The organism is Streptomyces sp. TAA486, from assembly GCF_000426165.1.
In genome coordinates this window covers 1-25,300 of the sequence record NZ_AUEV01000001.1, presented here as the reverse complement: position 1 = coordinate 25,300, position 25,300 = coordinate 1, and the positions used below count along the sequence as shown (strand labels likewise).

Below are 25,300 nucleotides of genomic sequence, written 5' to 3'. Positions count from 1 at the left end.
GGCGATCGGCGGGGCTGGTGCCTTCGGGCCGGACCGGCCTGGATCAACCGTCCGCGCTGCGGCGCAACTTGGCGAGTTCGGCGTTGAACTGCGCGCCGACGAGCAGCGCGAGGTTGGACATCCACAGCCAGACCAGGAAGACGACGATCCCGGCGAGCGACCCGTACAGCCGGTGGTAGGTGCCGAAGTGCGAGGCGTAGAGCGCGAAGCCGAGTGACGCGACGAGCCACAGCAGCACCGCGAGCGCGCCGCCCGGAGCGCGCCTTCGTACACCTCGTGTCCCGGCGGGCCCGGTGCGGAAGACCACCAGCACGAGCACCGCGACCAGACCCACCAGCAGCGGCCACTTCATGGTGTTCCAGGCGCCGGCTGCGAAGCCGCCCATGCCGAGGAGCCCGCCCGCGGTACGCGCGACCTCACCGCTCAGCATGAGCACGAACACACTGGAGACGAGCAGCGTGAGCAGCACCAGCGCCGTCAACACGATCCGGGGAACGGTCCGCCAGACCGGACGGTGGTCCTCGACGCCGTGCATCGCGTGCAGCGCGCGCCGGAAGACGCTGAGATAACTGGACGCGGACCAGAGCGACCCCGCTGTGCCGAAGACCGCGAGCAGCCAGGCCGCCGTGCTCTGCGCGGCCATGTCCTTCAGCACGCCCGCCATGAGCTCGCCCGACTCGGCGGGCAGGACGGTCGTGACGCGGGCGATGAGCTCCCGCGTGGCGTCCGTACCGGCGAGTCCGACGGCCGAGACGGTGACGAGCAGGGCGGGAAATATCGCGAGCACCGCGTAGTAGGTGAGGGCGGCGGCCCAGTCGGTCACGTCGTCGTTCCAGACGGAGACGGGCGTGCGGCGCAGCGCGACGCGGCAGTCCGCAGCGCTGGGCAGGAGGCCCGCGGTGCACGAATCGCCGAGGACGCCTCCCCTGGCCGCCGGAGCCGGTGTTCCGGGAGCCGGCGCGGACCCGCTCCCGCCGTCCGCTCCCCCGGCATCTCCCCCGGTCACGCGTGTCCTCACTCGTATCCCTCCGCCTTGCTGCTGTCCGCTCGGGTGCGGCTTGTACGCGTCTGGCCGTCTTCGCCGCGCGGAAACATCGAGCGTATGCGCACGGCGCCGGCGGGTCGCAGGCCGGCCGTGCCCGTCAGCTGCCGCCGAGGATGATCAGGATGAAGATCACGCAGCAGAAGATGCTGACCAACCAGCTGTGCGACTCGAGCCAGTCCCTCACCCGCGGCATCGCCGCCTCCGTCCAGTGACGGAAGAGCGTGAAGACGATCACAGGCAGGGCGGCGAGGAACACGACCGCACCCAGGAACGGCAGCACCCCCGCATAGCCCGAGGCGTCGCCGCGCAAGGAGATGCCCACGGTCAGCATGACGATGATGTCGGACGGCATCAGCAGGATCAGCAGCAGCCCCGTCCTGAACGCCTGGGCGGGGCTCGCGGAGAGCAGCCCGGTCAGCCACTTCGGCGGCTGTGACGTCCGGCGACCCAGATACGTCTTGACCGCGAGCGCCACCAGCAGCGCGACGAGGACGTACTGGACGATGCGGCCCGCGGAGCTGCGGCCCGCCGAGTGGCCGGTGCCACTTCCAAGATGCAGCAGGTCCGCCAGTCCGAACGCCGCCGCGGTGCCCGCGGCGGTGGACACCAGGATCCCGGCGATGAACGCGCCGGAGAGCCGGTACGGGCGGGGAGTCGTCGTCAGGATGACGGCCGAGATGATCTGGGGCCCGGCCAGCATGGTGATCGACAGCGGCAGTACGTCGAGCGTCACGGCACCAGCTTCCGCCTCACGGCGCCCGCCGGCCGGGTGGCGAGCCGCGGGGCGCCCGCCGGTGGCGGCCGGCTGTGGCTTGGACATGGAGCTCTGCAGCCCCTCCGAGCTGGGAAAACGTCTCCGGTCGCGGGCTGTGGCGATTCTGCCAAACTAGGACATAAGCACCTGAACAGGTGAAGGTAGACCTTGCAAGAGGGAGGGTCTCGACATGGCAACTCACGCTGCCGGCGGCGCGCATGCGGGCACCGCCGTTCGCGGTACCGGCAAGCCGGCGATGTTCACCGGCTGGACGAAGCTGGCCGGTGCGCTGATGTTCTTCGGTGGGCTGCTCGCCGTTTCGTCCGGTGTCGCAGCCCTGCGCCAGGACGCCGTCTTCGCGTCGACGCAGAGCTACGCCTTCGATTACAGCCTCACGGGCTGGGGATGGGTGCATCTGTTCCTGGGCGCAGCAATAGCGGTCGCCGGCATCGCTGTGATGCTGACGGGTGCTACATGGGCCCGATGGATCGGCATAGCCCTTGCCGGCCTGGGCATGATCGCCAGCTTCATGTGGCTGCCCTACTTCCCGCTCTGGGCAGTGATCACGCTGGCGGTGGACGTGTTCATCATCTGGGCGCTGTGCGCGGGCATGGGCACACGATCCCAGGCGACCACGTAACACCGCGAGGCGATGGCCCCGGACCAAATGTTCGGTCCGGGGCCATCGTTGTGCCCGCGTCCGGTCTCCCCCATGGGGCGGGGAAATCCGGGGGCGGCGCCGCGCGTCCCGGCCGTACGGTCCCCTTGGCCGCAGACCCCGCCGTCCAGCGGGACTGGCTGCGTTTCCATCAGGCAGCAGTACGGGCCGGAATCGAGCCACTGCACGCCCGGCGAACAGCCGTCGGCAGCGGTCAGCCGCATACGGCGGGGAGTTCGGTGGCGTCCAAGCGGTCGATGTCGACGAGACCAACGTGGGCCACGCCTGAGTGAAAGCGGTGTTCCCGCTCGGGGCGGCCGGAAGTGCACGGGTACGGATGCGCTCGCCAGACAGATCACGACCCGCATCTGCAAGAGAGAGGGGAGTGCACGAATGGTGGGCAAGAGAAAGATCGCCGCAGCGCTCGGTGCCACCGCCGTCATCACACTCATGGGAGCCGGTGGAGCACAGGCTCAGGATCAGACCGGTGGGGAGCGGCCCAAGGGCTGCACCGACAGCGGCTCCGCGGGCAACGAAGCCGCTCGCGCGAAGTACGTCGCCCTGGTCTGCAAGGGCAAGGTGTTCGCCCTGACCGTCGACGAGCGGACAGCGCCCGGGACGCCCATCGGTGGCTGGGTCAACGTGGGAGCCCCCCGCCACGTCACCGATGTATCGGTGGCATCCAACACCCGGGACGTTGCCGGCGGTCCGGTGTTCATCACCGTGCTGACCAAGAAGGGACAGGCGTGGGAGGGCTCGTGCGCTGCCGCCGTCGGCCAGCCGCTCGGGCCGTGCACCTTCACGCAGCTGCCCAGGCCGCCCCACTGATCAGGACACACACCCGACCGATGCCCGTCGGCGGTCCACTCCTCGCGTGATCCACTTCCGGCGGCGCTGTGACTTCTCGCCGTCGAACCCCGGTGCCGTACGAAGGCACCGGGGTTCGACGTCTGCGGACGGCCTGGGCCCCGACGGGCCAGGGCTCCCCTTGCCCAGGAGTACGGCGACGAAGAGAGACCTCGCGGGTCCGGTCGACCGCCTCGAAGTCGAAGGGCTCGGCCGACGACGACAGCAGAGGAAGACCGTCCCGCCCCTGGCGCCGGCCGCCGCGGGCCCGTCAGAAGTGGGCGTTCTGCACCCATCCCCAGCGCTATTGCTGGTCACTGGCCTCTTCTTGCCTGTCGCGGCGCTAGGATTCGAAACGCCACCCCTCAAGTGCGTCCCGTTGCACCGCAGTTACGGACCGCATGGAATCTTCGGTTTGGTCGACTCACCGAACCAACGACGAACCTTCAGGTCACTGGTCCCGGGGGTGGCTGAGCCAGATGTCCTGGCCCTCTCTGTCCGTGCCTGCCACGGCGACGGCCTCTGCGACCGGTGGGTAGCTGCTGGCGACGAGGGTGTACTCGCCGTCCATCAGGTCGGCGAAGTCGTACTCCCCGTCGGAGCCCGTGGTCGCGGCGCAGACCATGTTGCCCGCGGCGTCCAGCAGCGTGACCCTGGCGTCGACGAGCGGGCGGCCATCCTTGACCCTCACGGTGCCGCTGATCCTTGCGCGGGGCTGTAGTTCGACGTCACGCCGGGTCTGACCGCCGGCGACCTTGACCGACTCGGCGGTGGGACGGTACGCGGAAGCGCTGAACGCGAGGGTGTAGGGCCCGGCGGTGAGTCCCGTGAAGGCGTACTGGCCTTCCGCGTCGGTCTTGGCGCTGCCGATCACCTTGCCGCGGATATCGGTGGCCACGATCACGGCCTCGCCGACCGGGAGGCCGTCGGTGCCGCGCACGGAGCCGGTCAGTCCGCAGGAGCCGGCGAGCACCAGGTCGAAGTCGACCGGGCTGTCGGCGACCACCAGGCTGGCGGCCTGCGGGTCGCGTTGATCCGCGGCGGCGATCAGCACGTAGCTTCCGCTCCCCGGCGTCGGCAGCGTGTACCGTCCGTCGGCCTCGGTGGTTGTCCGGACAAGCTGGTACCCGCTGGGGTCGATCAGGGTCAGCGTCGCGGATGCCACCGGGCCGCCGTCAGCACTCTTGACGAGGCCGCGGACCTCGCTGACGCCTGGGTGGTTGACGGCGAGAGGCAGGCTTGGTGCCTTCTCGTCGAGTGGTGTCCAGGGCTCTGCCGGAGGCGGCGCGTGCCCGTCCGGGTCTCCGTCCTCGGGCGCCGCCCCGCGCAGCTTCTCGCCCTCGACGTCGACGTTCGGCAGAGCGCGGCCGAGCCACTTGGGCAGCCACCAGGCCGCCCTTCCGAGCAGTGCCAGGACCGCCGGGACGATGGCCATGCGCACGATGAACGCGTCGAAGAAGACGGCGACGGCGAGCCCGAAGCCGATCATCTTCACCATCGACTCGCTGGACCCGATGAAGCCCGAGAACACCGCGATCATGATGACGGCTGCGGCGGTGACCACCCGGGCTCCGTGCCGGAATCCGGTGACGACCGCCTGACGGGGCGGTTCCCCGTGGATGTACGCCTCGCGCATCCGCGTCACGAGGAAAACCTCGTAGTCCATCGCAAGGCCGAAGACGACACCCACCATGAAGATGGGCATCATCGACATGACAGGGCCGGTCTCCTCCACAGCCATGACGTCGGCGAGCCAGCCCCACTGGAAGACGGCCACGACGGCGCCGAACGCGGCGAGTACGGAGAGCAGGAAGCCGAGCGCGGCCTTGAGCGGCACCAGGATCGAGCGGAAGACGACGATCAGGAGCAGAAAGGCGAGGCCGACGACAAGCGCCAGGTAGGGGAGCAGCGCGTCGTTGAGTTTCTGCGAGACGTCGATGTTCATCGCCGTGCTGCCGGTGACCAGCACCTCCGCCCCTGTGTCGGCCCGGATGTCGTCGCCCGCGTCCCGGACCGCCTGTGCCAGGTCCTCCGTCTCCGTGGATGAGGGCTTGGAGTCGGGCACCACCGTGATCATCGCGGTGTCGCCGGTCTTGTTGTACGTCGCCGGGGTCACGGTGACCACGTCGTCGAGGCTCCCGACGGACCGGGTCACCTCTCCGACAGCGGTCTTCGGGTTGTCGGCGGACTTCGCGTCGACGACGACCATCAGCGGACCGTTGAAGCCGGGCCCGAATCCTTCGGAGAGCAGGTCGTACGCCTTGCGCTGCGTGGTGGACGTCGGCTGCGATCCGTCGTCGGGAAGGCCCAGCTCCAGCGAGGCGGCCGGGACCGCGGCCGCCCCTAGGCTCACGACGCCGAGCAGCAGCAGGGCGACGGGGTGGCGCACGACGAAGCGGGCCCAACGTGTCCCCATGTTCGGCTTCCCAGTGGCACTCGCGGCCTTCTTGCGGCCGCCACCCAGCAGCCTGCTCTTCTTGCCTGCCGGACGCACCTTCCGGCCCGCGAGACCGAGCAATGCCGGGATCATGGTGAGTGCGATGAGGACGGCGATGACGACTGTCCCCGCTGCCGCGACGCCCATCTTGGTAAGCATCGGGATGTTGACGACGGCCAGGCCCACCAGCGCGATGACGACGGTGAGACCGGCGAAGACCACGGCAGAACCGGCGGTGCCGACGGCCCGGCCGGCGGCGTCCTCGCGTTCCCGGCCCTCGGCGAGCTCGGCGCGGTAGCGGGAGGCGATGAACAGGGCATAGTCGATGCCGACCGCGAGGCCGATCATCATCGCCAGCGTCGAGGTGGTGGAGCCCAGGTCGAGCCTGCTGGCCAGCACGGTGATCGTGGAGATGCCTATGCCCACCCCGATCAGCGCGGTGAGGAGCGGGAGCCCGGCCGCGATCAGTGAACCGAAGGTGATGACGAGGACGACTGCGGCGACGGAGACGCCGATGACCTCGGTGGAGCCGGTCTTGGGCACCGCCTGGAGCGCGTCCCCCCCGACCTCCACCGTCAGCCCGGAGTCCCGCGCGTCCTCCGCGATCTCCTTGAGGGCGTCCCTGGAGGAATCCTCCAGCTCCATGCCCGAGACCTTGTACGACACCTGCGCGTAGGCGACCGACCCGTCCCGGCTCACGGCCTTGCTCCGGAACGGGTCGCTGACGGCGGCCACTTGGGAGTCGTCGCCGAGTTCCTTGACGGTGTCCCCGACGACATCCTTGTGGGCCGGGTCCGTCATCTTCTCGCCGTCGGGTGCCTTGAAGACGACGCGCGCGGTCGCCCCGTCGGCACTGGAACCGGGGAACCGCTCGTCCAGCAGATCGAAGGCCTTCTGCGCCTCGGTGCCGGGGATGGAGAAGGACGTGGTACCGGCCGCGGGCGCCTGTGCTGCGCCCACGCCCGCCAGCGCCAGCAGCGCCACCCAGAACAGGGCGACGAAGTGCCGTCGCCGGAAGGCGAATCGGCCGAGTTTGTAGAGGAATGTGGCCACGAGGACGTACTCCCGGTCCAGCTCGTTGGGTCTGTCGGGCAGGGGGCATCGGACCGACGGCGTGAGCGGCCGCGCGTCAGGTGAATCGGGCAGGGGCGGGGAGTCCCGGGTTCAGGCGCCGAGGGCGGGGAGGACCACGGCGTCGATGTAGGAGGTCAGAAAGGCTTGCGTGGGCGGCTGGGCATCGATCATGGTTCGGGCCGCGAACGCGCCGACCATCATGTGCAGGACATAGTCCAGGGCGGGGTTGTCGGCACGGACCTCGCCCCGGTCGACCGCCCGTTGCAGCACCGGGCGGAGCTCTTCCAGTTCCGGCTCGATCAGCAACTCCCGGAAGGCCTGCAACAGGTCGGGATTCGCGTGCACCGCCATGGCCAGCCCCCGCATCAGCGCGGAGTCCGCCTCCATCTGGCAGTCGTCCTGACACAGAGCCAGCGCATGCAGGTCGCCGCGCAGGGACCCGGTGTCGATGTCGGCGAGATGCAGTGGCTTCTGGTGCCGCAACGCCCTGACGACCAGCTTGGCCTTGCCACCCCACTGGCGGTAGAGGGTGGCCTTGCTGGACCGGGTACGGGCAGCCACGGCGTCCATGGTCAGGGCGTCGTATCCGACCTCCCGGAGCAGGTCGAGCACGGCCAAGTACAGCTCGCTCTCGCGCTCTGGCGTGATCCGGCTGCGACGCACCGTTGCGGCTTCAGCCATGATCGACACTCCTTCTCGGAACGAAACTGTCTCGTACACCAGAGACTGTAACGCAGGCTTCGCGCGAAACGAAACCGTCTCGTACCGTGGGGCCCGGGTGCACGTAAGAAACGCACAGGATGGAGAAGACTTCTGGCGTCTGCTCAGGATCGGTCGCAGCGGCAACATCCTCGGCCGGTCGACGACAAAAGATCAGGTCAACGCCATGAAATGGCCCAGTCCCAGCCGCGGGTCTCATAACCGCGGTCCCGTTGCGAAACACGATGGGCGGTCCGTGCCCTCGTTATCCCGGGCATGGACCTCCAACCCATTCGGCCTGCTCCGTTGACTGCTGTTCCCCGGCCCGGGCCGCGGCAGGACAGCTCGCGGGGGCGGACCGATGGCGGACACAGGCCCCGTCGTACGAGAATGCGGCGGGGCTTTGCGACGGCCGATCGGAGCACAACACATGGGGGTTGAAGGTGAGTCAGTTACCACGCACTGCGGGAGTCATCGACGGGCGCAAGAGGTCGTGGTTGCGAGTCGCCACACGCACCCCAGGCTGGCCCCGCCGATTCCTGTGGTTGAGCGTGCTGTTGGCTCTCCTCACCGTCCCGTTCGTCGCCAGCCTCACCACGCAGTCAGCCGGGTGCCCGCCAGACAAGATCTGTAGTTGCGATCCCAAGGACCCCGACTGCCCTGATGAACAGGCAGGCGAGACAGCCGAAATGATCTCGGCAGTGGGAACAGCGGCGAGCGGACTCGGTGCCCTCGTAGCCGTGGGCTTGTCCTGGTACACGACGCAACGCCGTTCATCGACACCGCCGATGCCGCAGACACCACCGATGCCGCCGAAGCCGCCTGGACCCCCGGAGAGCGAGGGCTACCTGTAGGCCCCGGCGGTCGCGTCACGACCCGCCGGGCTCGTCTTCCTCGGTGGCTTCTCGAAGTTCGCCATGCTCGTCCAGGCGCCAGCGCACCTCGTTGGCATCGGTGAACAACATTACGGGCCGTTCTGATTCGAGCGCTGCGGGGCTCAGGACGGGAGTGACGAAGACGCCCCGCCGACCACCTCCGAGGACAGGAATCCGCTCACGATAGGTCGCACCGGTGCGGTCTTGACCATCCCATAACACTGCTGCCTCACGCGGCAATTGGGCTCGGCCGAATATCACCGCAACATCGCGGATAGGTTCACGGCTGCCATTGAGTACATTCGCCGTACTCCGGCCTCGGAGGCTGGGAGGCAGCCAGGATCTCTTGCACGAATGGCGCCTTGTGCTTCGTGTACGCCTCTCGGTCGTCGCGGAAGCGCACGGCAAGCTCACGCTTGAGAACGGCGTAGCGCTCCGCTAGCGCCGTGTCTGCCCGAAGCGCGTCACGGAACGCTAGCTCGTCCAAGTAGCGAGGCGATCCAGTGGGAACCAGATGAAGGTGGTGCGTCCGCCGCGCCGGGTGGGGCTTGCAGAACCAATGCATGACCTCGCTCCGGTAGGGCCAATACGAGTAGCCCAGCGCAGCAGCCTTCTCGATGCAGGGGCGAGAGTGCTCAAGGCTCTCCACGCCAACAAGGATGTCGATGATCGGCTTGGCAGGGAGCCCCGGGACTGACGTGCTTCCCACGTGGTGAATCCCACTGGGGATCCAGGGAGCAAGATGCTCTTGCAAGATGGCAGCCTCAGCATCGAACTTCGAGGCCCAAGCTGCGTCGTAGTCGACGACGAGGACAGGTTCGTTCTCCTGATCTCCTTCTTCGGTCATCGCTTCACTGTAGGGCGATGTCCTGTGCCGCCAGGACCACTCATTGAGACCGTGCCCGCTGCGTGGCCAATGGGGCGGGCAACACGGCCTGACGTGCCTACCCGGCTGATGTGACGTGCGCTGCGGCTGGACGTGGATGACCATGAGGGAGATGCGGTCGACCACGATCGGGAGGCGCCTCATGCTGCGAAACGTGCGGGCCGGGGCCCCGGCGGCCGCCCTACTGCTCGCCTTCGCTATGGCCGGCTGCGGCGGCGAGCCCTCAGAGCCAGCCCCCACCTCACCCACCGAAGAAGAGTCCCCGACTGACCAACCCGAAACTGACACGCCCACCCTGAAGGTAGGCGGCACCGCCGAGTTCTCCAGTCAGTTCACCGGGGAGCAAGGCACGACCCTGCGGGTCAAGGTCAACAGCGTCGACTACCGGACGAAAACGACGGAGGAAGGGGCATCGAGCACCCCCGACCGTAAGTACTTCGCGCTCGTGTCACTGACCGTCAAGAACACCGGAGACACGCCAGGCTCCTTCGAGGGTGCAAACTTCGTGTGGGTGTCACCAGACAAGGAGCGCATCCAGGACGCCGGCGTTGCCGGGGTGCTCGGCGTCCCCAACGCTGAAGCAGCCAGTACGACGTTCCAGCCCGGCCAGAGCGCCACGGGTACCGAAGTGTTCGACCTGCCGCAGAAAGGCGGGCAACTCGACTACGAGATCGACCAAGGCGCCGCACCACTACTGACGATCAACCTACCGGCGGAGTGAACCACCCTGGGCCCGTCCATGGACCGCCCGTAACCGCAGGTGGGCCCACAGAATCCCGTCCACGCCTCGTCCAGAGAGCCTGGTAGAGAGCGTGACGGGACGGCACACAGCGAGACAGTCCGGCACCCTCGATACGCCGCACAGAAGAAGACCCCCGCCTGCTCTCATGCAGGTCAGGGGCCTTTTCTTCGGCTGTGGCGGCGCTAGGATTCGAACCTAGGAAGGCTGAGCCGGCAGATTTACAGTCTGCTCCCTTTGGCCGCTCGGGCACACCGCCTGGGTTTTGCTGCCCGGCCCGCCCTTGGGCGGTGCTCCGCGGCAACGGTGTAAACCATACCCGATGACCGGGGGTGCTTCGCCACCCGGTTGATCAGGGGTGCGAGCGCTGCTCAGTGGCTAGGCTGACCGCGCGGTGCGCGTCGCGGACCGCTTCTCTGACGGATCAATCACGAGGAGCCAACTCACCATGGCGGACTCCAGTTTCGACATCGTCTCGAAGGTCGAGCGGCAGGAGGTTGACAACGCCATCAACCAGGCCTCCAAGGAGATCTCGCAGCGTTACGACTTCCGCGGCGTGGACGCCTCGATCGCGTGGTCGGGCGAGCGGATCGAGATGCGGGCCAACGCCGAGGAACGGGTGAAGGCCGTTCTCGACATCTTCCAGTCCAAGCTGATCAAGCGCGGGATCTCGCTGAAGGCGCTGGACCCGGGAGAGCCGCAGTCCTCCGGCAAGGAGTACAAGATCTCCGCGACGCTGAAGGAAGGCATCGCGCAGGACGAGGCCAAGAAGATCGCGAAGGTCATCCGCGACGAGGGCCCCAAGGGCGTCAAGGCCCAGGTGCAGGGCGACGAGCTGCGGGTCTCCTCCAAGAGCCGCGACCATCTGCAGGAGATCATCGCACTGTTGAAGGGCAAGGACTTCGACTTTCCACTGCAGTTCGTGAACTACCGCTGAGCAGCGACGCGTTGACCTCCGGCACTGCCCGGCGCGTACGTCGCCGGGTCACGGCATGCGGCACTCAGGGGCACGGCGAGGCACGGCACCGCGAGCCGTCCCGGTCGTGCCCCGTGCCGTGACGGTGCCGCGGCCGTGCGGCAGTCCGGCCCCGGGACGTCGTGTGAGTGAGGTCACCGCATGAGCGAACAGCGCATGGACGGTGAGGAGTTCTTCGCGGGGCACCCTTGAGGGCCGAGTACCGGCCTGGGAACACGCGGCCTGACCGAGGGCTCCATCCGGGCCCCGGTTACCCCGTCAGCCCCGTACCGGTCCGCCTACCGGCGCCGCCCCGCCATGCGCTCCAGGCGCGCCACCCGTTGGGCCATGGGCGGGTGCGTGGAGAAGAGGCGGGCCATGCCCTCGCCGCGGCGGAACGGGTTCGCGATCATCAGATGGCTGGCCGCCTCCAGCCTCGGCTCCGGCGGCAGCGGCAACTGCTTCGTGCCCGCTTCGAGTTTGCGAAGCGCGGACGCCAGGGCGAGCGGATCGCCGGTGAGCTTGGCGCCGGACGCGTCCGCCTCGTACTCGCGGGAGCGGGAGACGGCGAGATGGATGACGGTGGCCGCGAGGGGCCCCACGATCATGATCAGCAGCATGCCGAAGATGCCCGGACCCTCGTCGTCGTCGCTGCGCCCGAAGGGGATCAGCCAGGCGAAGTTGACGAGGAACATCACCACTGAGGCGAGGGCGCCGGCGACCGAGGAGATGAGGATGTCGCGGTTGTAGACGTGACTCAGCTCATGGCCGATGACGCCGCGCAGCTCGCGCTCGTCGAGCAGGCGCAGTATGCCGTCGGTGCAGCACACGGCCGCGTTGCGGGGGTTGCGTCCGGTGGCGAAGGCGTTCGGCGCCTGCGTGGGCGAGATGTACAGGCGCGGCATCGGCTGCCGGGCCGCCGTGGACAGCTCGCGCACCATCCTGTACAGCTCCGGCGCCTCGAACTCGCTGACCGGTCGTGCACGCATGGCGCGCAGCGCGATCTTGTCGCTGCGCCAGTACGCGTAGCCGTTCGTGCCGAGGGCGACGAACAGCGCGATGACGAGGCCCGCACGGCCGAAGAAGCTGCCGATGACGATGATGAGTGCCGACAGTCCCCCGAGGAGCAGGGCTGTCCTCAGCCCGTTGTGCCGGTGCACAGTACGCCCTCCAGTGGTGCAGCAGGGGAACCCTGAGCCGCGTGGTCCTGCCACGGTTCGCTGGAACCTCTCCGCCCTGGTCAACGCCGGGAGCCGGACAACAGTTCCCTGCCAGGGACGATGTAGCCCGTACGGCCCTGCGGGGCCTTCCGCCTCCGGCCTCCGGGGCCCTGCTGCCCTGGCGGGAGCCCGCTAGCGCAGGCCCCCGGCGGTGAGCGTGAGCACCAGATCCGGGTCGAGGGACAGGGCCACGCCGGCTGCCGCGGTGAGGGCGATCCCGGCGGCCAGCGGCGGCGCCATGCGGGTCCGCTGCTGCTCTCCGCCGGCCCGCGGGGCGACGGCGGGGGGCCGGAAGGCGAGCGCGGTCCAGCGCAGGTAGTAGAAGAGGGCGATCACCACGTTCACGGCCATGATCACGGCGAGCCAGCCGAGGCCGTTGCCGACGGCCGTGGAGAAGATCGCCACCTTCGCGAAGAGGCCGATCACGCCGGGTGGCAGGCCGGCGAGGCAGAGCAGGAAGAAGGCCAGCGCCAGTGCGGCCAGCGGGTGGGCCGCGTACAGGCCGCGGTAGTCGGCCAGACGGTTGGCGCTGCTGGTGCGGCTGATGTGTGCGACGACGGCGAAGGCGCCGAGGTTCACCACCGCGTACATCAGCAGATAGGCCACGGTGGCGCCGACGGTGGACAGGGCCGGGCCGGAGGGCTCGCTGCCGCCGACGTCGGATGCTGCGGCGGCGAGGGGCACCAGCAGATACCCGGCCTGCCCGACGGAGGACCAGGCGAGCAGCCGCACGGCGCCGTGAGCGCGGTCGGCGCCCTGGCGCAGCGCGGCGGCGTTGCCGGCGGTCATCGTGACGGCCGCGAGGACGGCGAGTGCCGTGCCCCACAGTTCCGCACGGGAGGAGAACGCCTGGACGAGGAGCAGGACGAGGCCGGAGATCCCCGCCGTCTTGCCGACGACCGAGAGGAACGCGGCGACGGGCACGGGCGCACCCACATAGGTGTCGGGGACCCAGAAGTGGAAGGGGACGACCGACGCCTTGAAGGCGAAGCCGACGAGGGTGAGGGCGATGCCCGCGCTGCCCAGGGCGTCCAGCTGGGGATCGGCCCTGGTGAGGCCCTCGCTGATCCCCTTGAAGTAAAGGGTCCCGGTGACGGCGTAGAGGAAGCTCGCACCGAGGAGGGTGACGGCTGTGGCGGTGACGGAGGAGAGGAAGAATTTCAGCGCGGCCTCTGCCGATCCGCGGCTTCCACGGCGCAGTCCGACGAGCGCGAAGGCGGGCAGCGAGGCGGTCTCCAGCGCGATGACGAGGGTGACCAGGTCGCGGGAGGCGGGGATGAGGGCGGCACCGGCGGTGGCGGAGAGCAGCAGGAACCAGTACTCGCCGGCCGGCAGCCGCAGGTCGCGCACCGCGGGCATCGAGAGCAGCGCGGTGACGAACGCGGCGCCCAGCACGAGGAATTGGAGCACCAGCGCGAGGGTGTCGGCGGAGTAGGCGCACACCTGGGACCCGTCGGGCAGACAGAAGGTCTCCAGGTTCTTCGTACGGAGGAAGAGCAGGGGCAGGGCCGCCAGCAGCAGCGTCACGGCGGAGGCCGGCCCGAGGAGCCGCTTGCCGCGCTCGGACAGGAAGAGGTCGGCGACGAGCACCGCGAGTCCCGCCACGGCGGCGATCGTCGGCGGGGAGATCGTGAGCCAGTCGACGGACTGCACGGCGGAGTCCGCGAGATGCGTGGGCTCCCCGAGGCTCGTGACGTGCGAGGAGTGGGGGGAGTTCGTCGCGTGCAGGGGCTGTGCCGCCAGCACGGCCTCCGCTGCACCGTGGGCGAGGACGGTCATCGGCTCACCCCCGGCAGGAGGTTCTGCACGGCGGGGTCGGTGAGTCCGAGGAGGAGCGCGGGCCACAGTCCGGCGGCGACGGTGAGGACGACGAGGGGCGTCCAGGCCGCGTATTCGTAGCTGCGCAGATCAGGCAGGTGCAGGGTCGCAGGCTCGGGGTGCGGGTTCTCCTCTGCCTCCTCGGATTCGGCGACCGCGGCCGTGCCGGGCTCCGGGCCCTGGAGTTCCGGGCGTTCGCGGACTTCGGGGGCTTCGCGGGCCTCGAGCGGGTCGCCCATGCAGACACGGCGCACGACGACGAGCATGTACGCGGCGGTCAGCAGCGTGCCGAGGCCGCCGATCGCCATGTAGGTGACGAACGCGCCGCGGTTGAGGCCGCCGGCCGGGTCGTAGGAGCCGAGCAGCGTCAGCATCTCCCCCCAGAATCCGGCGAGTCCGGGCAGCCCGAGCGAGGCGACGGCGCCGAAGGCGAGGAGCCCGCCGAAGCGCGGGGCGGTGCCGTACAGCGCGCCGCCGGTGTCTCCCGCGAGGGTGTCGAGGTCGGTGCTGCCCGTCCTCTCCTTGAGCGCGCCGACGAGGAAGAAGAGCAGGCCGGTGATGAGGCCGTGCGCGATGTTCGCGAAGAGGGCGCCGTTGACGCCGGTAGGTGTCATCGAGGCGATGCCGAGGAGCACGAAGCCCATGTGCCCCACGGACGAGTACGCGATGAGCCGCTTGAGGTCGCCGTGCGCGCCGCGGCGTGCGAGGGCGAGGCAGGCCAGTGATCCGTAGACGATGCCGATCACGGCGAGGGCGCCGAGGTACGGCGCGAAGGTCCGCATCCCCTCGGGCGCGATCGGCAGCAGGATGCGTACGAAGCCGTACGTGCCCATCTTCAGCAGGACGCCGGCCAGCAGGACGGAGCCAAAGGTCGGCGCCGCGGTGTGGGCGTCGGGCAGCCAGCTGTGCAGCGGCCACATCGGGGTCTTCACGGCGAGGCCGATGCCGATGGCCAGTACGGCCAGGATCTGCGTGGTGCCGCTCAGCGCCGGGTGGCCGTCGGTGGCGAGTGCCACCATGTCGAAGGTGCCGGCCCTGAGGCCGATGAGGAGCAGCCCGAGCAGCATCACGACGGAGCCGAGCAGCGTGTAGAGGATGAACTTCCAGGCGGCGCGGCTCCGTTCGAGGGGTTCGGCCACGCCCCAGCGGGCGATGAGAAAGTACATCGGGACGAGCACGGTCTCGAAGGCGAGGAAGAAGAGCAGCAGGTCGAGCGTGGCGAACGTGGCGAGCGTCCCGGTCTCGAGGAGCAGGATCAACGCGACGAACGCCTGCGGGCTGCCGTTGCGGCGGTCGGGGGCATCCTCCGGGCTGCTGTCCCCCGTGCCGTCTGCGGACGGGCTGTCGGCGTCGTCCACCGCGGCGGCCTTGTCCTCCTGCGCCGCCTCCTCGTCCGGAGTGGCTTCCTCGTCCTTGGCGGCGTCACCGTCCGCACCGGCGTCCGTGTCCGAACCGGCCTCCCCGTCCGAACCGGCGGGCGCGGCCTTGGCGTTGGTGCCGTAGCTGTGGAGCGCGCAGAGGAACGCGAGCAGGGCGGTCAGCACGAGCAGCGGCAACGAGACGCCGTCCACCCCGAGACGGAGATGGATGCCGAGGGAGGGGATCCACTCGACGTCCGACTCGGCCTGCATGGTGTCCGCCCGGCCGGTGTCGAAGCCGAGCGCGAGAACCACCGTGGCGGCGAGGACGACGCCCGTGACGGTGACGCCGTGACGGAGCACGGCCTGCGCCGGACTGCGTCCCTTGAGGCCGGGCGGCGCAGGCAGCAGGGCAGCGGCCGAACCGAGCAGGGGAAGGACGAGGACGGCGATGAGGAGTGCCTGCATGACGGTGTTGCTGAGCGAGATCACTGTCAGGCCCCTCCGGTTCCGGCGGCGACGAGGACGACGGCCACGGTGAGCAGCAGCGAGCCCACGATCAGCGCGCCGAGGTAGGTCTGCGTGTTGCCGGTCTGCGTGCGGCGCACGAGGCTGCCGAGCAGCCGGGGCCCGAGGCCCGCCCCTCGCACGTAGGTGTCGATGACTTCACGGTCGACGAAGTGCACCAGGCGTGCCGCGGCCCTGGTGGGGCGTACGAACAGCGCGCTGTAGGCGGCGTCCAGGCGGAAGCCGTGCGCGGCGGTCCCGTGCAGGGGACCCAGCAGCAGACGTCCCGGGTCGGCGGGGTCGGGGGCGGAGGCGATGTCTCCGTACACGGGTTCGTGCGTGGCGATGGCCTCGGCCTCGGAGAGGGCGGGGTCGCCGTGCGGGTGTGCGACGACGGCACCCATGGGCGCGCGGGAGGCGGCGGGCGCGGTGGTGTGCCGCCACGCCGCGTACATCACCAGGCCGCCGGCGAGCGCGATGCCGGTGGCGAGCACGGACGTCGGCAGGGAGGGAGCGAGCGATTCGCTGTCGAACCAGCCCGGCAGCGTGCCGAAGGCGAGTCCGAGCCCGATCGACGGCACGGCCAGGACCCACAGCACGACGTTCATCACGACCGGTTCGCGCCCCTGTTCCTCGGCGGACTCGCGCGGCCCTTCGCCGCGGAACGCGAGCAGCCACAGGCGTGTGGCGTACGCCGCGGTCAGCAGCGCGCCGAGCATCCCGGCCACGAGCACGATCCAGCCGCCCGCCGGGGTGACGCCGCCGTGCGCGTCGGCGAACGCGGCGTGCTCCGCTGCGCCCAGCACCGCCTCCTTGGAGAAGAAGCCGCTGAAGGGGGGCAGGGCGGCCAGGGCGAGCAGGCCGATCGTCATCGTCCAATAGGCGTCGGGGGCAACCTTGTTGAGGCCGCCCATGCGGGACATGGCGGCGAGCGAGTTGGTGCCTGCCGCATGGATGACGACGCCCGCGGCGAGGAAGAGCAGCGCCTTGAAGGCCCCGTGCGTGAGGAGGTGGAAGACGGCGGCGCCGCGGTCGGCAACCGCCAAGGCACCTGCCATGTAGGCGAGTTGACCGATCGTCGAGTAGGCGAGGACGCGTTTGATGTCGTCCTGCGCGAGCGCGGCGAGAGCCGATCCGACGATCGTGACCGCCGCCATCACCGCCAGCACGACGAGCGCGGCGGCCGAGGCCGCGAAGACCGGCAGCAGCCGGGCGACGAAGTACACGCCGGCCGCGACCATCGTGGCCGCGTGGATCAGTGCTGAGACGGGCGTGGGACCGGCCATCGCGTCCGGCAGCCAGGTGTTCAGCGGGAACTGCGCGGACTTGCCCGCGACACCGGCAAGCAGCAGCAGAGCGACAAGAGTTGGGTGCGTCAGCTCGAACTGCGCGAGCTGGGAGGTGAGTTTGCCGGTGATCCCGCTGATGCGGAACGTCCCCGCCTCGGTGGCCAGCACGAGGATGCCGATGAGGAAGGGCACGTCGCCGAGCTTGGTGACGAGGAACGCCTTGATCGACGCGTCCCGTGCGACGCGCGTCTCCCAGTAGTGCCCGACGAGGAAGTACGAGCAGATGCCCATGACTTCCCAGCCGACGAGCAGCACGATGAGGTCGTCCGCGTAGACGACGAGCAGCATCGCAGCGGTGAAGAGGGAGACGAACGCGGCGTAGCTGGCGTAGCGCGGATCCTCTCGCAGATAGCCGGTCGAGTACAGCTGCACGCAGGAGGCGACGACACCGACCAGGACCGCGACGAGGACGGCGAACCCGTCGAGCTGCAGGGCCAGTTGGACGGGGAGGGCGGAGGAGCCGGTCGGCGTGAGCTCGGTGGCGGCCTTGAGGGGCTCTCCGCCGCCCTGCCGCACGGCGACCGTGATGGCGAACGCCGTGGAGAGGAGGGTGGGAAGCACGGCCAGCGGCCTGGCGAAGCCGGGTGCGCGGCGGCCGGTGAGGAGGCCCGCGACGGCGCCCAGGAAGGGCAGCAGGGGAACGAGGGCGGCAAGGGTCGTGGTGCTCACGCTGTCTGCCTCCCGCTGTCGGTGGATGCCGTCACGCCGGCCGTTCTCCCGCCCGCCGCACCGCCGGGTTCGTTGCCGTGGTCCGTCTCGTCCCCGTCCGTGCCGGGGCCGCCCTCTCGGAGGTCTCTGAGCCGGTCGATGTCGGAAGTGCCGCGGCTGCGGTACACCAGCAGCACGATGGCCAGTCCGATGCCGATCTCGGCGGCGGCGATGGCGATGGTGAAGAGGGCCAGCGCCTGTCCCGTGTGGAGCTCCTCGCGGAGCCAGACGTCGAAGGCGACGAGGTTGAGGTTGACGGCGTTGAGCATCAACTCGACCGACATCAGCATGAGGATGGCGTTGCGGCGCGCGAGGACACCGTAGAGACCGGTGGAGAAGAGCAGGGCTGCGAGTACGGCCGGATAGGCGAGATGCATCAGCGCTGCCCCTCCTCGTTCTTCTCCGGCGCCGCCCGCCGGGAGAGGACTATGGCACCGACGAGCGCCGCGAGCAGCAGTACGGACAAGGCTTCGAAGGGAAGCACCCAGCCGCGGAAGAGGGCCTCGCCCGTGACCCGGGTCGATCCCCGGGCGGGGACGTCCAGGTCGATCCAGGTGGTGCGGAAGGCGTCGACGACGAGCGTGACAAGGGTTGCCGCCGAGACGACGCCGACGAAGAGCGCGATCCACCGGTTGCCGGAGTCGGCGTCGGGCGAGGGCCCTATGGGCGCCTTGGTGAGCATCAGGCCGAAGAGGAGGAGGACGACCACCGAGCCCACGTAGATCAGGACCTGCACCCAGGCGATGAACTCGGCCGTGAGGAGCAGGTATTCGACGGCCACACCGCCGAGCGCCGCCACCAGCCACAGGGCGGCGTGCACGAGCTGCTTGGTCGTGACGGTGACGAGTGCGGCGCCGAACGTGGCCAGCCCGACGAGCACGAAGACGATCTCGACCCCTGTGGGTGAGAGGAACCCGGGATGGGCGGCTGCCGCGGCGAGGATCACCGATCGCCCTCCTGCTCGTCCTGCCCCGTCGCGGACGGGCCGGACGGGTCTGTCCCGGTCTCCTGCTCGGACCCGGTCTCCTGCTCGGACCCGGTCTGCTGCTCGGACTCGGCCTGTTGCGCGGCGAGTTTGTCCGCGGCCTTGTGCGCGGCACCGAGCTCCTTCGGCTCCTCGGCCGCGGGGTCCAGAGGGGGCGGCTCCGGCACCGTCCACATCCACTCACGGAGCTTGTCCCGCTCGTGGGTGAGGTCGCGGATGTCGGTCTCGGCGTACTCGAACTCCGGTGACCAGAACAGCGCGTCGAAGGGGCAGACGTCGATGCAGATGCCGCAGTACATGCACAGCGCGAAGTCGATCGCGAAGCGGTCCAGGACGTTGCGGCTGCGCTCCCGGCCCCCGGGGGTGGCGGCCGGCATCGTCTCCTTGTGCGAGTCGATGTAGATGCACCAGTCGGGGCACTCACGGGCGCACAGCATGCAGACCGTGCAGTTCTCCTCGAAGAGCCCGATCACCCCACGGCTGCGCGGCGGCAGTTGGGGCAGGGAGTCGGGGTAGTGCGCGGTGACCGAACGGCGCGTCATCGTACGAAGGGTGACGGCCAGCCCCTTGGCGAGTCCGGAGCCGGGCACGGGCATTACTGGATCACCACCTTGACGACGCCGGTGAGGGCGATCTGGAGAAGAGCGAGCGGGACGAGCACGGTCCAGGCCAGGCGCTGGATCTGGTCCTCACGCAGACGTGGATAGCTCACCCGCAGCCAGATGACGACGAAGGCGAGGACCGCAGTCTTCAACAACGTCCACACCCAGCCGAGTTCACCGGCGGACGGGCCGTGCCAGCCGCCCAGGAAGAGCACGGCCGTCAGCGCGGAGAGCACGACGATGCCCGCGTACTCGGCGAGCAGGAAGAGCGCGAACCGCAGTCCGGTGTACTCGGTGTAGGCACCGAAGATGATCTCGGAGTCTGCGACCGGCGCGTCGAACGGCGGCCGCTGGAGCTCCGCGAGACCGGCGGTGAAGAAGACCAGCCCGCCGATGATCTGCCACGGCAGCCACCACCACTGCCAGGCGTCCAGGATGCCCGGGAGCGAGAGGGTTCCCGCGGCCATCGCGACGGAGGCGGCGGCCAGCAGCATGGGGAGTTCGTACGCCAGGAGCTGCGCCGCCGTGCGGAGCCCGCCGAGGAGCGAGAACTTGTTGTTGGAGGCCCACCCGCCCATCAGCGAGCCGAGCACGCCCACGCCCATCACGGCGAGCACGAAGAAGACGCCGGCGTCGACGACCTGGCCGACGGCGTCGCCCTTCCCGACGGGAATGGCGATCAGCACGATGAGGTACGGCAACAGCGCGATTGCCGGGGCGAGTTGGAAGACCCGGCGGTCGGCACCGCTCGGCACGATGTCTTCCTTCTGCGCGAACTTCACGCCGTCCGCGACGAGTTGCGCCCAGCCGTGGAAGCCGCCCGCGTACATGGGGCCCACGCGGCCCTGCATGTGGGCCATCGCCTTGTGCTCGGCCTGCCCGACGATCAGCGGAAGCAGCAGGAAGGCCAGCAGCACGGCGAGCAGCCGCCAGAGGACGTCTGCCACATCCATCAGGCGCCCTCCTCCGTCTGCGCGTCACCGGATCCGCTGCCGGCGTCGCGCTCACCCCGGTCACCGTCACTCGCGTCACGTCCGCCACCGCTGTCACGCGTGGCCGAGCGGGCATCGTGCCACGGCGCGTCGGAGGCAGGGGAGGCACCGGACGCACCCGGCGTCCGCTTCTCCTCCGGAGGCTGCTCCTGCGTGCGGTCCGTTGCCTGGTCCTGGGCCTGTTCCGGCGCTCGGCCCTGCGCCTGGTCACGTGCCTGACGCTGCGTCGTGTCCTCCGTCGCGCCCGTCTCCCCCGCACCGCGCTGGCTGGCCGAGCCCGCGCTCGCCGACCGCTCTCGCCGGGCGGGACGTTCCGCCGCACCCGCACCCGCACGCCCCGCACGTCCGCGCGCGGGCCGGGACGGTACGGGCGGGAGCTGCCCCTTCAGCGGGCCCCACTCGTTGGGGTCGGGTACGCCGGGCGGCAGCATCTGCCTGCGCTTCGGCGCCCCGTGGGACGACTCGCCGGGTTCCACCGCACCGGGCCACGCCTTGGCCACTCGTGCGGCGAGGACGAAGTCCTTGCGCAGCGGGTGCCCTTCGAAGGACTCGGGCAGCAGCAGAGGAGTCAGATCGGGGTGGTCGGTGAAGGCGACCCCGAACATCTCGTGGGTCTCGCGCTCGTGCCAGGCCGCGCCCGCGAAGACGCCGGTCGCCGAGGCCAGTACGGGCGCCTCGTGCGGCACGGTCGTACGCAACAGCAGCTTGTGTACGGGACCACCCGGCCGCCCCGCATCCGGCAGGGCAACCACGTGCGCGCAGACCTGGAAGCCCGTGCCCGGCTCGTCCACGGCGCTCAGCCAGTCGAAGAAGCGGCAGCCGAGGGCGTCGCGGGCGGTCTCCAGCGCGGGAATCCAGGAACCGGGCGGCACATCGACGGTCAGCAGGCCGTACGCCTCCTCCGCGCGCGCCCCCTCGCCGAACAGCGCCTCGGCACCGTCGGGCAGCCAGCCGGCCGGAGTCGTCGCGGACTCGGGCAGCGCGGGGACGGCCGCCTCGTCGTGTTCCGGTGCAGGTTGCTCCGGTGCGGGTTGCTCCGCGGACGAGGCCGGCGCTCCTTCCGACCCGCTCGCCTCGCTCGTCTCGCGCGCCTCGCCCGGCTCATCGGGCTGCTTCGGCTCGTCGGGCCCCGTCACCGGCCTTCGCCCTCCTCCGGCGCGCGACCCGGCTCCCCACCGGTGTCCGCGTCCTTCGCGGGCGGCGGCGCGACCAGGCCGCTCTTCAGCGCGGCGGCCGACGGACGGCGCCCGGCGCCCTTACCGGACTCAGGCCCGGCGGACGGCCCGTACCGCTCCGCCGTCGACTCCCGCGCGATCTTCTCCTGAAGCTTCAGCACGCCCTGAAGCAGCGCCTCGGGCCGTGGTGGGCAGCCCGGCACGTAGACGTCGACGGGGATGATCTGGTCGACGCCCTTCGTGACGGAGTACGAATCCCAGTACGGGCCACCGCAGTTGGAGCAGGCCCCGAAGGAGATCACGTACTTCGGCTCCGGCATCTGCTCGTACAGCCTCTTCACGGCGGGCGCCATCTTGTCCGTGACCGTCCCCGAGACGACCATAAGGTCCGCCTGCCTGGGGCCGGGCGCGAAGGGGATGACGCCGAGGCGGATGAAGTCGTGCCGGGCCATCGAAGCGGCGATGAACTCGATGGCGCAGCAGGCGAGTCCGAAGTTGAAGACCCAGAGGCTGTACCGGCGGCCCCAGTTGAGGATGACCTTCATCGGTTCGGGGGCGAGCCTCGCCAGCGGGCCGAGCGCCCTCGCCGCCACCGTTCCGGCGCCGGATGCCGCCGACGGTGCCGGGTCCGGGAGGTCCACCGGACCTCGCCCCGTGTTCGTCACGTCCATTCCAGGACGCCCTTCTTCCACGCGTACAGCAGGCCCACGGTGAGGAATCCCAGGAAGATGAACATCTCCGTCAGCGTGATGCCGCCGAAGCCGGGCTCCGCGAAGACGGTCGCCCACGGAAAGAGGAAGACCGAGTCGACGGCGAAGATCACAAACAGGAAGGCGTAAACGTAGTAGCGGATCTGCGTATGGGCCCAGCCCTCTCCGACCGGGTCGACTCCGCATTCGTACGTGAGGAACTTCTCCCGGGTCGGCACCACCGGCCGCAGCAGCCGGCCGGCCCCGAAGGCCACGGCGACGAAGAGCACTCCGACCACCGCGACCAGCCCGACGACCGAATAGCCGTGGAAGTAGTCCGGCACGTCCGCCCTTCCTCACTCGCAGGCTGCTCGCCGCTCGCTGTGTCGGTGTCCCCGGCGCGGTGCCGGCCGCGAGGGCCGCGGTCCGGCGCGCACCGTGGGCGACTTTCACCACGCCTTCCGCGTCATGCGTCCAGCGCTTTGTACGCAGGGGAGTCTAGGGCGTGCGCACAATCTTTCACCCGGCGGGACCGGGCAGCCGAATCCATGCCGCATGTGCCCCTGTATGGGGCCGTTGTCGCCGGAAACCGCCTCTTGCCATGCCGCGTACGGCCGGAGAAAATCGCACAACGCTTGTCGGGGGCCACTCAATTCCCTGTTTTTCACGGCGATTTGGTGCGTCTCTGCCGGGCTACGCGCGTAACCCCCCACGAGAGGAAAAACCCGTGCAGAAGCAGCGGAAGAAGATAGCAAGACTCATAGCGGGTGCCGCCGTGGCTCTCGCCGCCGTGAGCCTTGCACCCATGGGCATCGCCATGGCCGGTGAGGACGGCGCGGCGAAGGCCACCTCGCAGTCCAGCGTCGAGCAGCACTCCGACGACATCAGCGCCAAGATCGTCGGCGGCACCGAGGCCGAGAAGGGCGAGTTCCCGTGGATGGTCCGCCTGTCCATGGGCTGCGGCGGTGCGCTGTTCGAGAAGGACGTCGTCCTGACGGCCGCCCACTGCGTTGACGGCAGCGGCGAGAACGACAGCATCACGGCCACCGGCGGCGTCGTCGACCTCGAGGACTCCGACAAGGTCGAGGTGAAGTCCACGGAGGTCCTGCAGGCCCCGGGCTACGACGGCAAGGGCAAGGACTGGGCGCTGATCAAGCTGGCCGAGCCGATCGACCAGGAGACGCTGCCGATCGCCGAGGACGACGCCAACAACAAGGGCACCTTCACCGTCGCCGGCTGGGGCGCGGACAAGGAAGGCGGCGAGCAGCAGCAGAAGATGCTGAAGGTCGACGTTCCGTTCGTCGACGACGACACCTGCAAGGGTGCCTACTCCGAGCTCGTCGTGGGCGAGGAGCTGTGCGCCGGTGACATGGAGAAGGGCGGCATCGACAGCTGCCAGGGCGACTCCGGTGGCCCGATGTTCATCAAGGACGACAACGACAAGTTCGTCCAGGTCGGCATCGTGAGCTGGGGCGAGGGTTGCGCCCGCAAGGGCAAGCCCGGTGTCTACACCGAGGTGAGCAACTTCGCGGCCGACATCAAGAAGGCGGCGGCCGACCTGGGCTGACGCCCGGCCGTACGGCCCCGTTCATGTGACGACGACGCCCGCGCCTGCGCCTCCGCGCAGCGCGGGCGTTGTCGTGCGCGAGCGTCGTCGTGCGCTGGGGCGAGGGGCGACCGGGGCCGTGGTGGGGTTAACCCCACGTCGTCCCCCCGCCGGACCCCATGGCGCCACCCCCCGTCACCCGGCAGTCTTGGCCCATGACCGCGAGTGCACACCTTCCTGGTGCCGGGGAACCTCACGACGAACGCCTTCCGCCGCCGGCGCCGGTGCTCGGCGCGCAGACGTGGCGCGAGGTCGTTCATCTGCTGAGCAACATGCCGGTCGGTGTGGCGGGCTTCGCCTACGTCACGGTGTTCATCTCTGCGGGTGCGGCGCTCTCGTTCACGCTGGTCGGGCTTCCGCTGCTCGCGATCACGCTGGTCGGCGTCCGTCCGCTGGGACGGTTCGAGCGGGCGCGTGCGCGGAAGCTGCTGCGCCTCCACGTGGACGAGCCGAGCCCGCTGCGTGCGCGTGAACGCGGGTTCCTGCCCTGGCTGTGGACGCGGTTGAGGGACTCGGTGGCTTGGCGGCACGTGCTCTACTTCTTCGTCCGCCTGCCCTGGGACTGGCTCACCTTCGGGCTGATCCTGCCGGCGCTGTTCGTGGCCTGGCCGGTGCTGCCGTGGCTGACGCGCGGCCTGACCAATGTCGACCGCGCGTTCGTACGTGCACTGCTCTCCCCCTCGGACGAGTTGGAGCGGCGCATCGCCGAGCTGGAGTCGGATCGTGGTTCGGTGGTCGACACCGCGGCCGCGGACCTGCGCCGCATCGAACGCGACCTCCACGACGGCGCCCAAGCACGCCTCGTCGCCCTCGCCATGGACCTCGGCCTCGCCAAGGAAAAACTCCTCGAAGACCCCGAAACAGCCGCCGCCATGGTCGGCGAAGCACACGGCGAAGTGAAACTCGCCCTCCAAGAACTCCGCGACCTCGCCCGCGGAATCCACCCCGCCATCCTCACCGACCGCGGCCTGGGCCCCGCCCTCTCAGCACTCGCCGCACGCTGCACCGCCGACGTCACCGTCACCGTCGACCTCGACACCCGCCCCGCCCAAGCCATCGAAGGCATCACCTACTTCACCGTCTCCGAACTCCTCCAGAACATCAGCAAACACTCCGCCGCCCACACCGCACGCATCGACCTCTGGCGCACCCACGACCGACTCCTCCTCCACGTCACCGACGACGGACACGGCGGCGCCAACACCACCACCGGCACCGGACTCGCCGGACTCACCGAACGCCTCACCGCCGTCGACGGCCTCCTCATCATCAACTCCCCCACCGGCGGCCCCACCACCATCACCGCCGAACTCCCCTGGCGTG

Annotated in this window: 22 protein-coding genes, 1 tRNA gene and 1 pseudogene; 6 read left to right on the top strand and 18 right to left on the bottom strand. The window is 69.7% G+C overall.

Features of this window, described 5'->3' with window-relative positions; genetic code table 11:
• Positions 1-43 precede the first annotated feature (43 nt).
• Together I004_RS0100120 and I004_RS0100115 are read right to left on the bottom strand one after the other, a co-directional pair.
• Positions 44-1,006, bottom strand: coding sequence for a YihY/virulence factor BrkB family protein (locus tag I004_RS0100120; protein WP_078510699.1), 963 nt, complete (start codon positions 1,004-1,006; stop codon positions 44-46).
• Positions 1,007-1,142: 136 nt separating this feature from the next.
• On the bottom strand, positions 1,143-1,865 hold the full coding sequence (locus I004_RS0100115) for a GAP family protein (RefSeq protein ID WP_486579624.1): 723 nt from the start codon (positions 1,863-1,865) through the stop codon (positions 1,143-1,145).
• A gap of 124 nt (positions 1,866-1,989) precedes the next feature.
• Between I004_RS0100115 and I004_RS31250 the strand changes: the two genes are divergently transcribed.
• Together I004_RS31250 and I004_RS0100105 are read left to right on the top strand one after the other, a co-directional pair.
• The gene (locus I004_RS31250) at positions 1,990-2,439 is read left to right on the top strand and encodes a DUF7144 family membrane protein (RefSeq protein ID WP_051344547.1); all 450 of its coding nucleotides are present in this window, start codon (positions 1,990-1,992) and stop codon (positions 2,437-2,439) included.
• A 411-nt stretch (positions 2,440-2,850) separates the two neighbouring features.
• The gene (locus tag I004_RS0100105) at positions 2,851-3,285 is read left to right on the top strand and encodes a hypothetical protein (protein ID WP_028433832.1); all 435 of its coding nucleotides are present in this window, start codon (positions 2,851-2,853) and stop codon (positions 3,283-3,285) included.
• A 469-nt stretch (positions 3,286-3,754) separates the two neighbouring features.
• Here I004_RS0100105 and I004_RS40025 read toward each other — a convergent pair whose 3' ends face one another.
• From I004_RS40025 to I004_RS31240, 4 genes and pseudogenes are all read right to left on the bottom strand, one after another.
• On the bottom strand, positions 3,755-4,540 hold the full coding sequence (locus I004_RS40025) for an MSCRAMM family protein (protein WP_486579721.1): 786 nt from the start codon (positions 4,538-4,540) through the stop codon (positions 3,755-3,757).
• 57 nt (positions 4,541-4,597) lie between these two features.
• A pseudogene (locus tag I004_RS31245) lies at positions 4,598-6,793 on the bottom strand (MMPL family transporter); the annotation flags it as partial.
• Positions 6,794-6,904: 111 nt separating this feature from the next.
• The gene (locus I004_RS0100095; RefSeq protein WP_028433831.1) at positions 6,905-7,495 is read right to left on the bottom strand and encodes a TetR/AcrR family transcriptional regulator; all 591 of its coding nucleotides are present in this window, start codon (positions 7,493-7,495) and stop codon (positions 6,905-6,907) included.
• Positions 7,496-8,668: 1,173 nt separating this feature from the next.
• Positions 8,669-9,235: a GrpB family protein gene (locus tag I004_RS31240; protein ID WP_078510697.1), complete on the bottom strand. Its 567-nt coding sequence runs from the start codon at positions 9,233-9,235 to the stop codon at positions 8,669-8,671.
• Between the two features lie 181 nt (positions 9,236-9,416).
• Here I004_RS31240 and I004_RS0100080 point away from each other — a divergent pair, with 181 nt between their 5' ends.
• Positions 9,417-9,995 carry a DUF4352 domain-containing protein gene (locus I004_RS0100080; protein WP_158676969.1) on the top strand — a complete coding sequence of 193 codons (579 nt, stop codon included), beginning with the start codon at positions 9,417-9,419 and terminating at the stop codon, positions 9,993-9,995.
• Between the two features lie 195 nt (positions 9,996-10,190).
• On the opposite strand, the gene I004_RS0100075 is transcribed toward I004_RS0100080, so the two are convergent.
• A tRNA-Tyr gene (locus I004_RS0100075) sits at positions 10,191-10,272 on the bottom strand.
• 189 nt (positions 10,273-10,461) lie between these two features.
• Between I004_RS0100075 and I004_RS0100070 the strand changes: the two genes are divergently transcribed.
• A complete protein-coding gene (locus tag I004_RS0100070) occupies positions 10,462-10,950 on the top strand; it encodes a YajQ family cyclic di-GMP-binding protein (protein ID WP_028433829.1) in 489 nt (162 codons plus the stop codon).
• Between the two features lie 317 nt (positions 10,951-11,267).
• Here the strand turns inward: I004_RS0100070 and htpX are convergent, their stop codons facing one another.
• From htpX to I004_RS0100015, 11 genes are all read right to left on the bottom strand, one after another.
• Positions 11,268-12,128, bottom strand: a complete 861-nt coding sequence (gene htpX, locus I004_RS0100065; RefSeq protein ID WP_028433828.1) for a zinc metalloprotease HtpX — start codon at positions 12,126-12,128, stop codon at positions 11,268-11,270.
• A gap of 192 nt (positions 12,129-12,320) precedes the next feature.
• Complete coding sequence (locus I004_RS0100060; RefSeq protein ID WP_078510695.1) at positions 12,321-13,967, bottom strand: NADH-quinone oxidoreductase subunit N; 1,647 nt, start codon at positions 13,965-13,967, stop codon at positions 12,321-12,323.
• Complete coding sequence (locus I004_RS31235) at positions 13,964-15,832, bottom strand: complex I subunit 4 family protein (protein ID WP_486579720.1); 1,869 nt, start codon at positions 15,830-15,832, stop codon at positions 13,964-13,966. Before I004_RS31235 ends, I004_RS0100060 begins: the two co-directional genes overlap by 4 nt.
• 26 nt (positions 15,833-15,858) lie before the next feature.
• Complete coding sequence (locus I004_RS0100050) at positions 15,859-17,889, bottom strand: NADH-quinone oxidoreductase subunit L (protein ID WP_028433826.1); 2,031 nt, start codon at positions 17,887-17,889, stop codon at positions 15,859-15,861.
• Positions 17,886-18,305, bottom strand: coding sequence for an NADH-quinone oxidoreductase subunit NuoK (gene nuoK, locus I004_RS0100045; RefSeq protein ID WP_028433825.1), 420 nt, complete (start codon positions 18,303-18,305; stop codon positions 17,886-17,888). Before nuoK ends, I004_RS0100050 begins: the two co-directional genes overlap by 4 nt.
• Positions 18,305-18,874, bottom strand: a complete 570-nt coding sequence (locus I004_RS31230) for an NADH-quinone oxidoreductase subunit J (RefSeq protein ID WP_051344546.1) — start codon at positions 18,872-18,874, stop codon at positions 18,305-18,307. Before I004_RS31230 ends, nuoK begins: the two co-directional genes overlap by 1 nt.
• Complete coding sequence (locus I004_RS0100035) at positions 18,871-19,509, bottom strand: NuoI/complex I 23 kDa subunit family protein (protein ID WP_028433824.1); 639 nt, start codon at positions 19,507-19,509, stop codon at positions 18,871-18,873. The genes I004_RS31230 and I004_RS0100035 overlap by 4 nt, the downstream gene beginning before the upstream one ends.
• A complete protein-coding gene (locus I004_RS0100030) occupies positions 19,509-20,471 on the bottom strand; it encodes a complex I subunit 1 family protein (RefSeq protein WP_028433823.1) in 963 nt (320 codons plus the stop codon). The genes I004_RS0100035 and I004_RS0100030 overlap by 1 nt, the downstream gene beginning before the upstream one ends.
• Positions 20,468-21,643, bottom strand: a complete 1,176-nt coding sequence (locus I004_RS31225) for an NADH-quinone oxidoreductase subunit C (protein ID WP_078510694.1) — start codon at positions 21,641-21,643, stop codon at positions 20,468-20,470. The genes I004_RS0100030 and I004_RS31225 overlap by 4 nt, the downstream gene beginning before the upstream one ends.
• Complete coding sequence (locus I004_RS0100020; protein ID WP_028433822.1) at positions 21,640-22,353, bottom strand: NuoB/complex I 20 kDa subunit family protein; 714 nt, start codon at positions 22,351-22,353, stop codon at positions 21,640-21,642. The genes I004_RS31225 and I004_RS0100020 overlap by 4 nt, the downstream gene beginning before the upstream one ends.
• Positions 22,344-22,715, bottom strand: coding sequence for an NADH-quinone oxidoreductase subunit A (locus I004_RS0100015; protein WP_028433821.1), 372 nt, complete (start codon positions 22,713-22,715; stop codon positions 22,344-22,346). The genes I004_RS0100020 and I004_RS0100015 overlap by 10 nt, the downstream gene beginning before the upstream one ends.
• Before the next feature lie 383 nt (positions 22,716-23,098).
• On the opposite strand from I004_RS0100015, the gene I004_RS0100010 reads away from it, so the two are divergent.
• Positions 23,099-23,938, top strand: coding sequence for a serine protease (locus tag I004_RS0100010; RefSeq protein ID WP_028433820.1), 840 nt, complete (start codon positions 23,099-23,101; stop codon positions 23,936-23,938).
• Positions 23,939-24,132: 194 nt separating this feature from the next.
• The coding region (locus tag I004_RS0100005; RefSeq protein ID WP_037974648.1) for a sensor histidine kinase at positions 24,133-25,300 on the top strand (1,168 nt) is incomplete at its 3' end.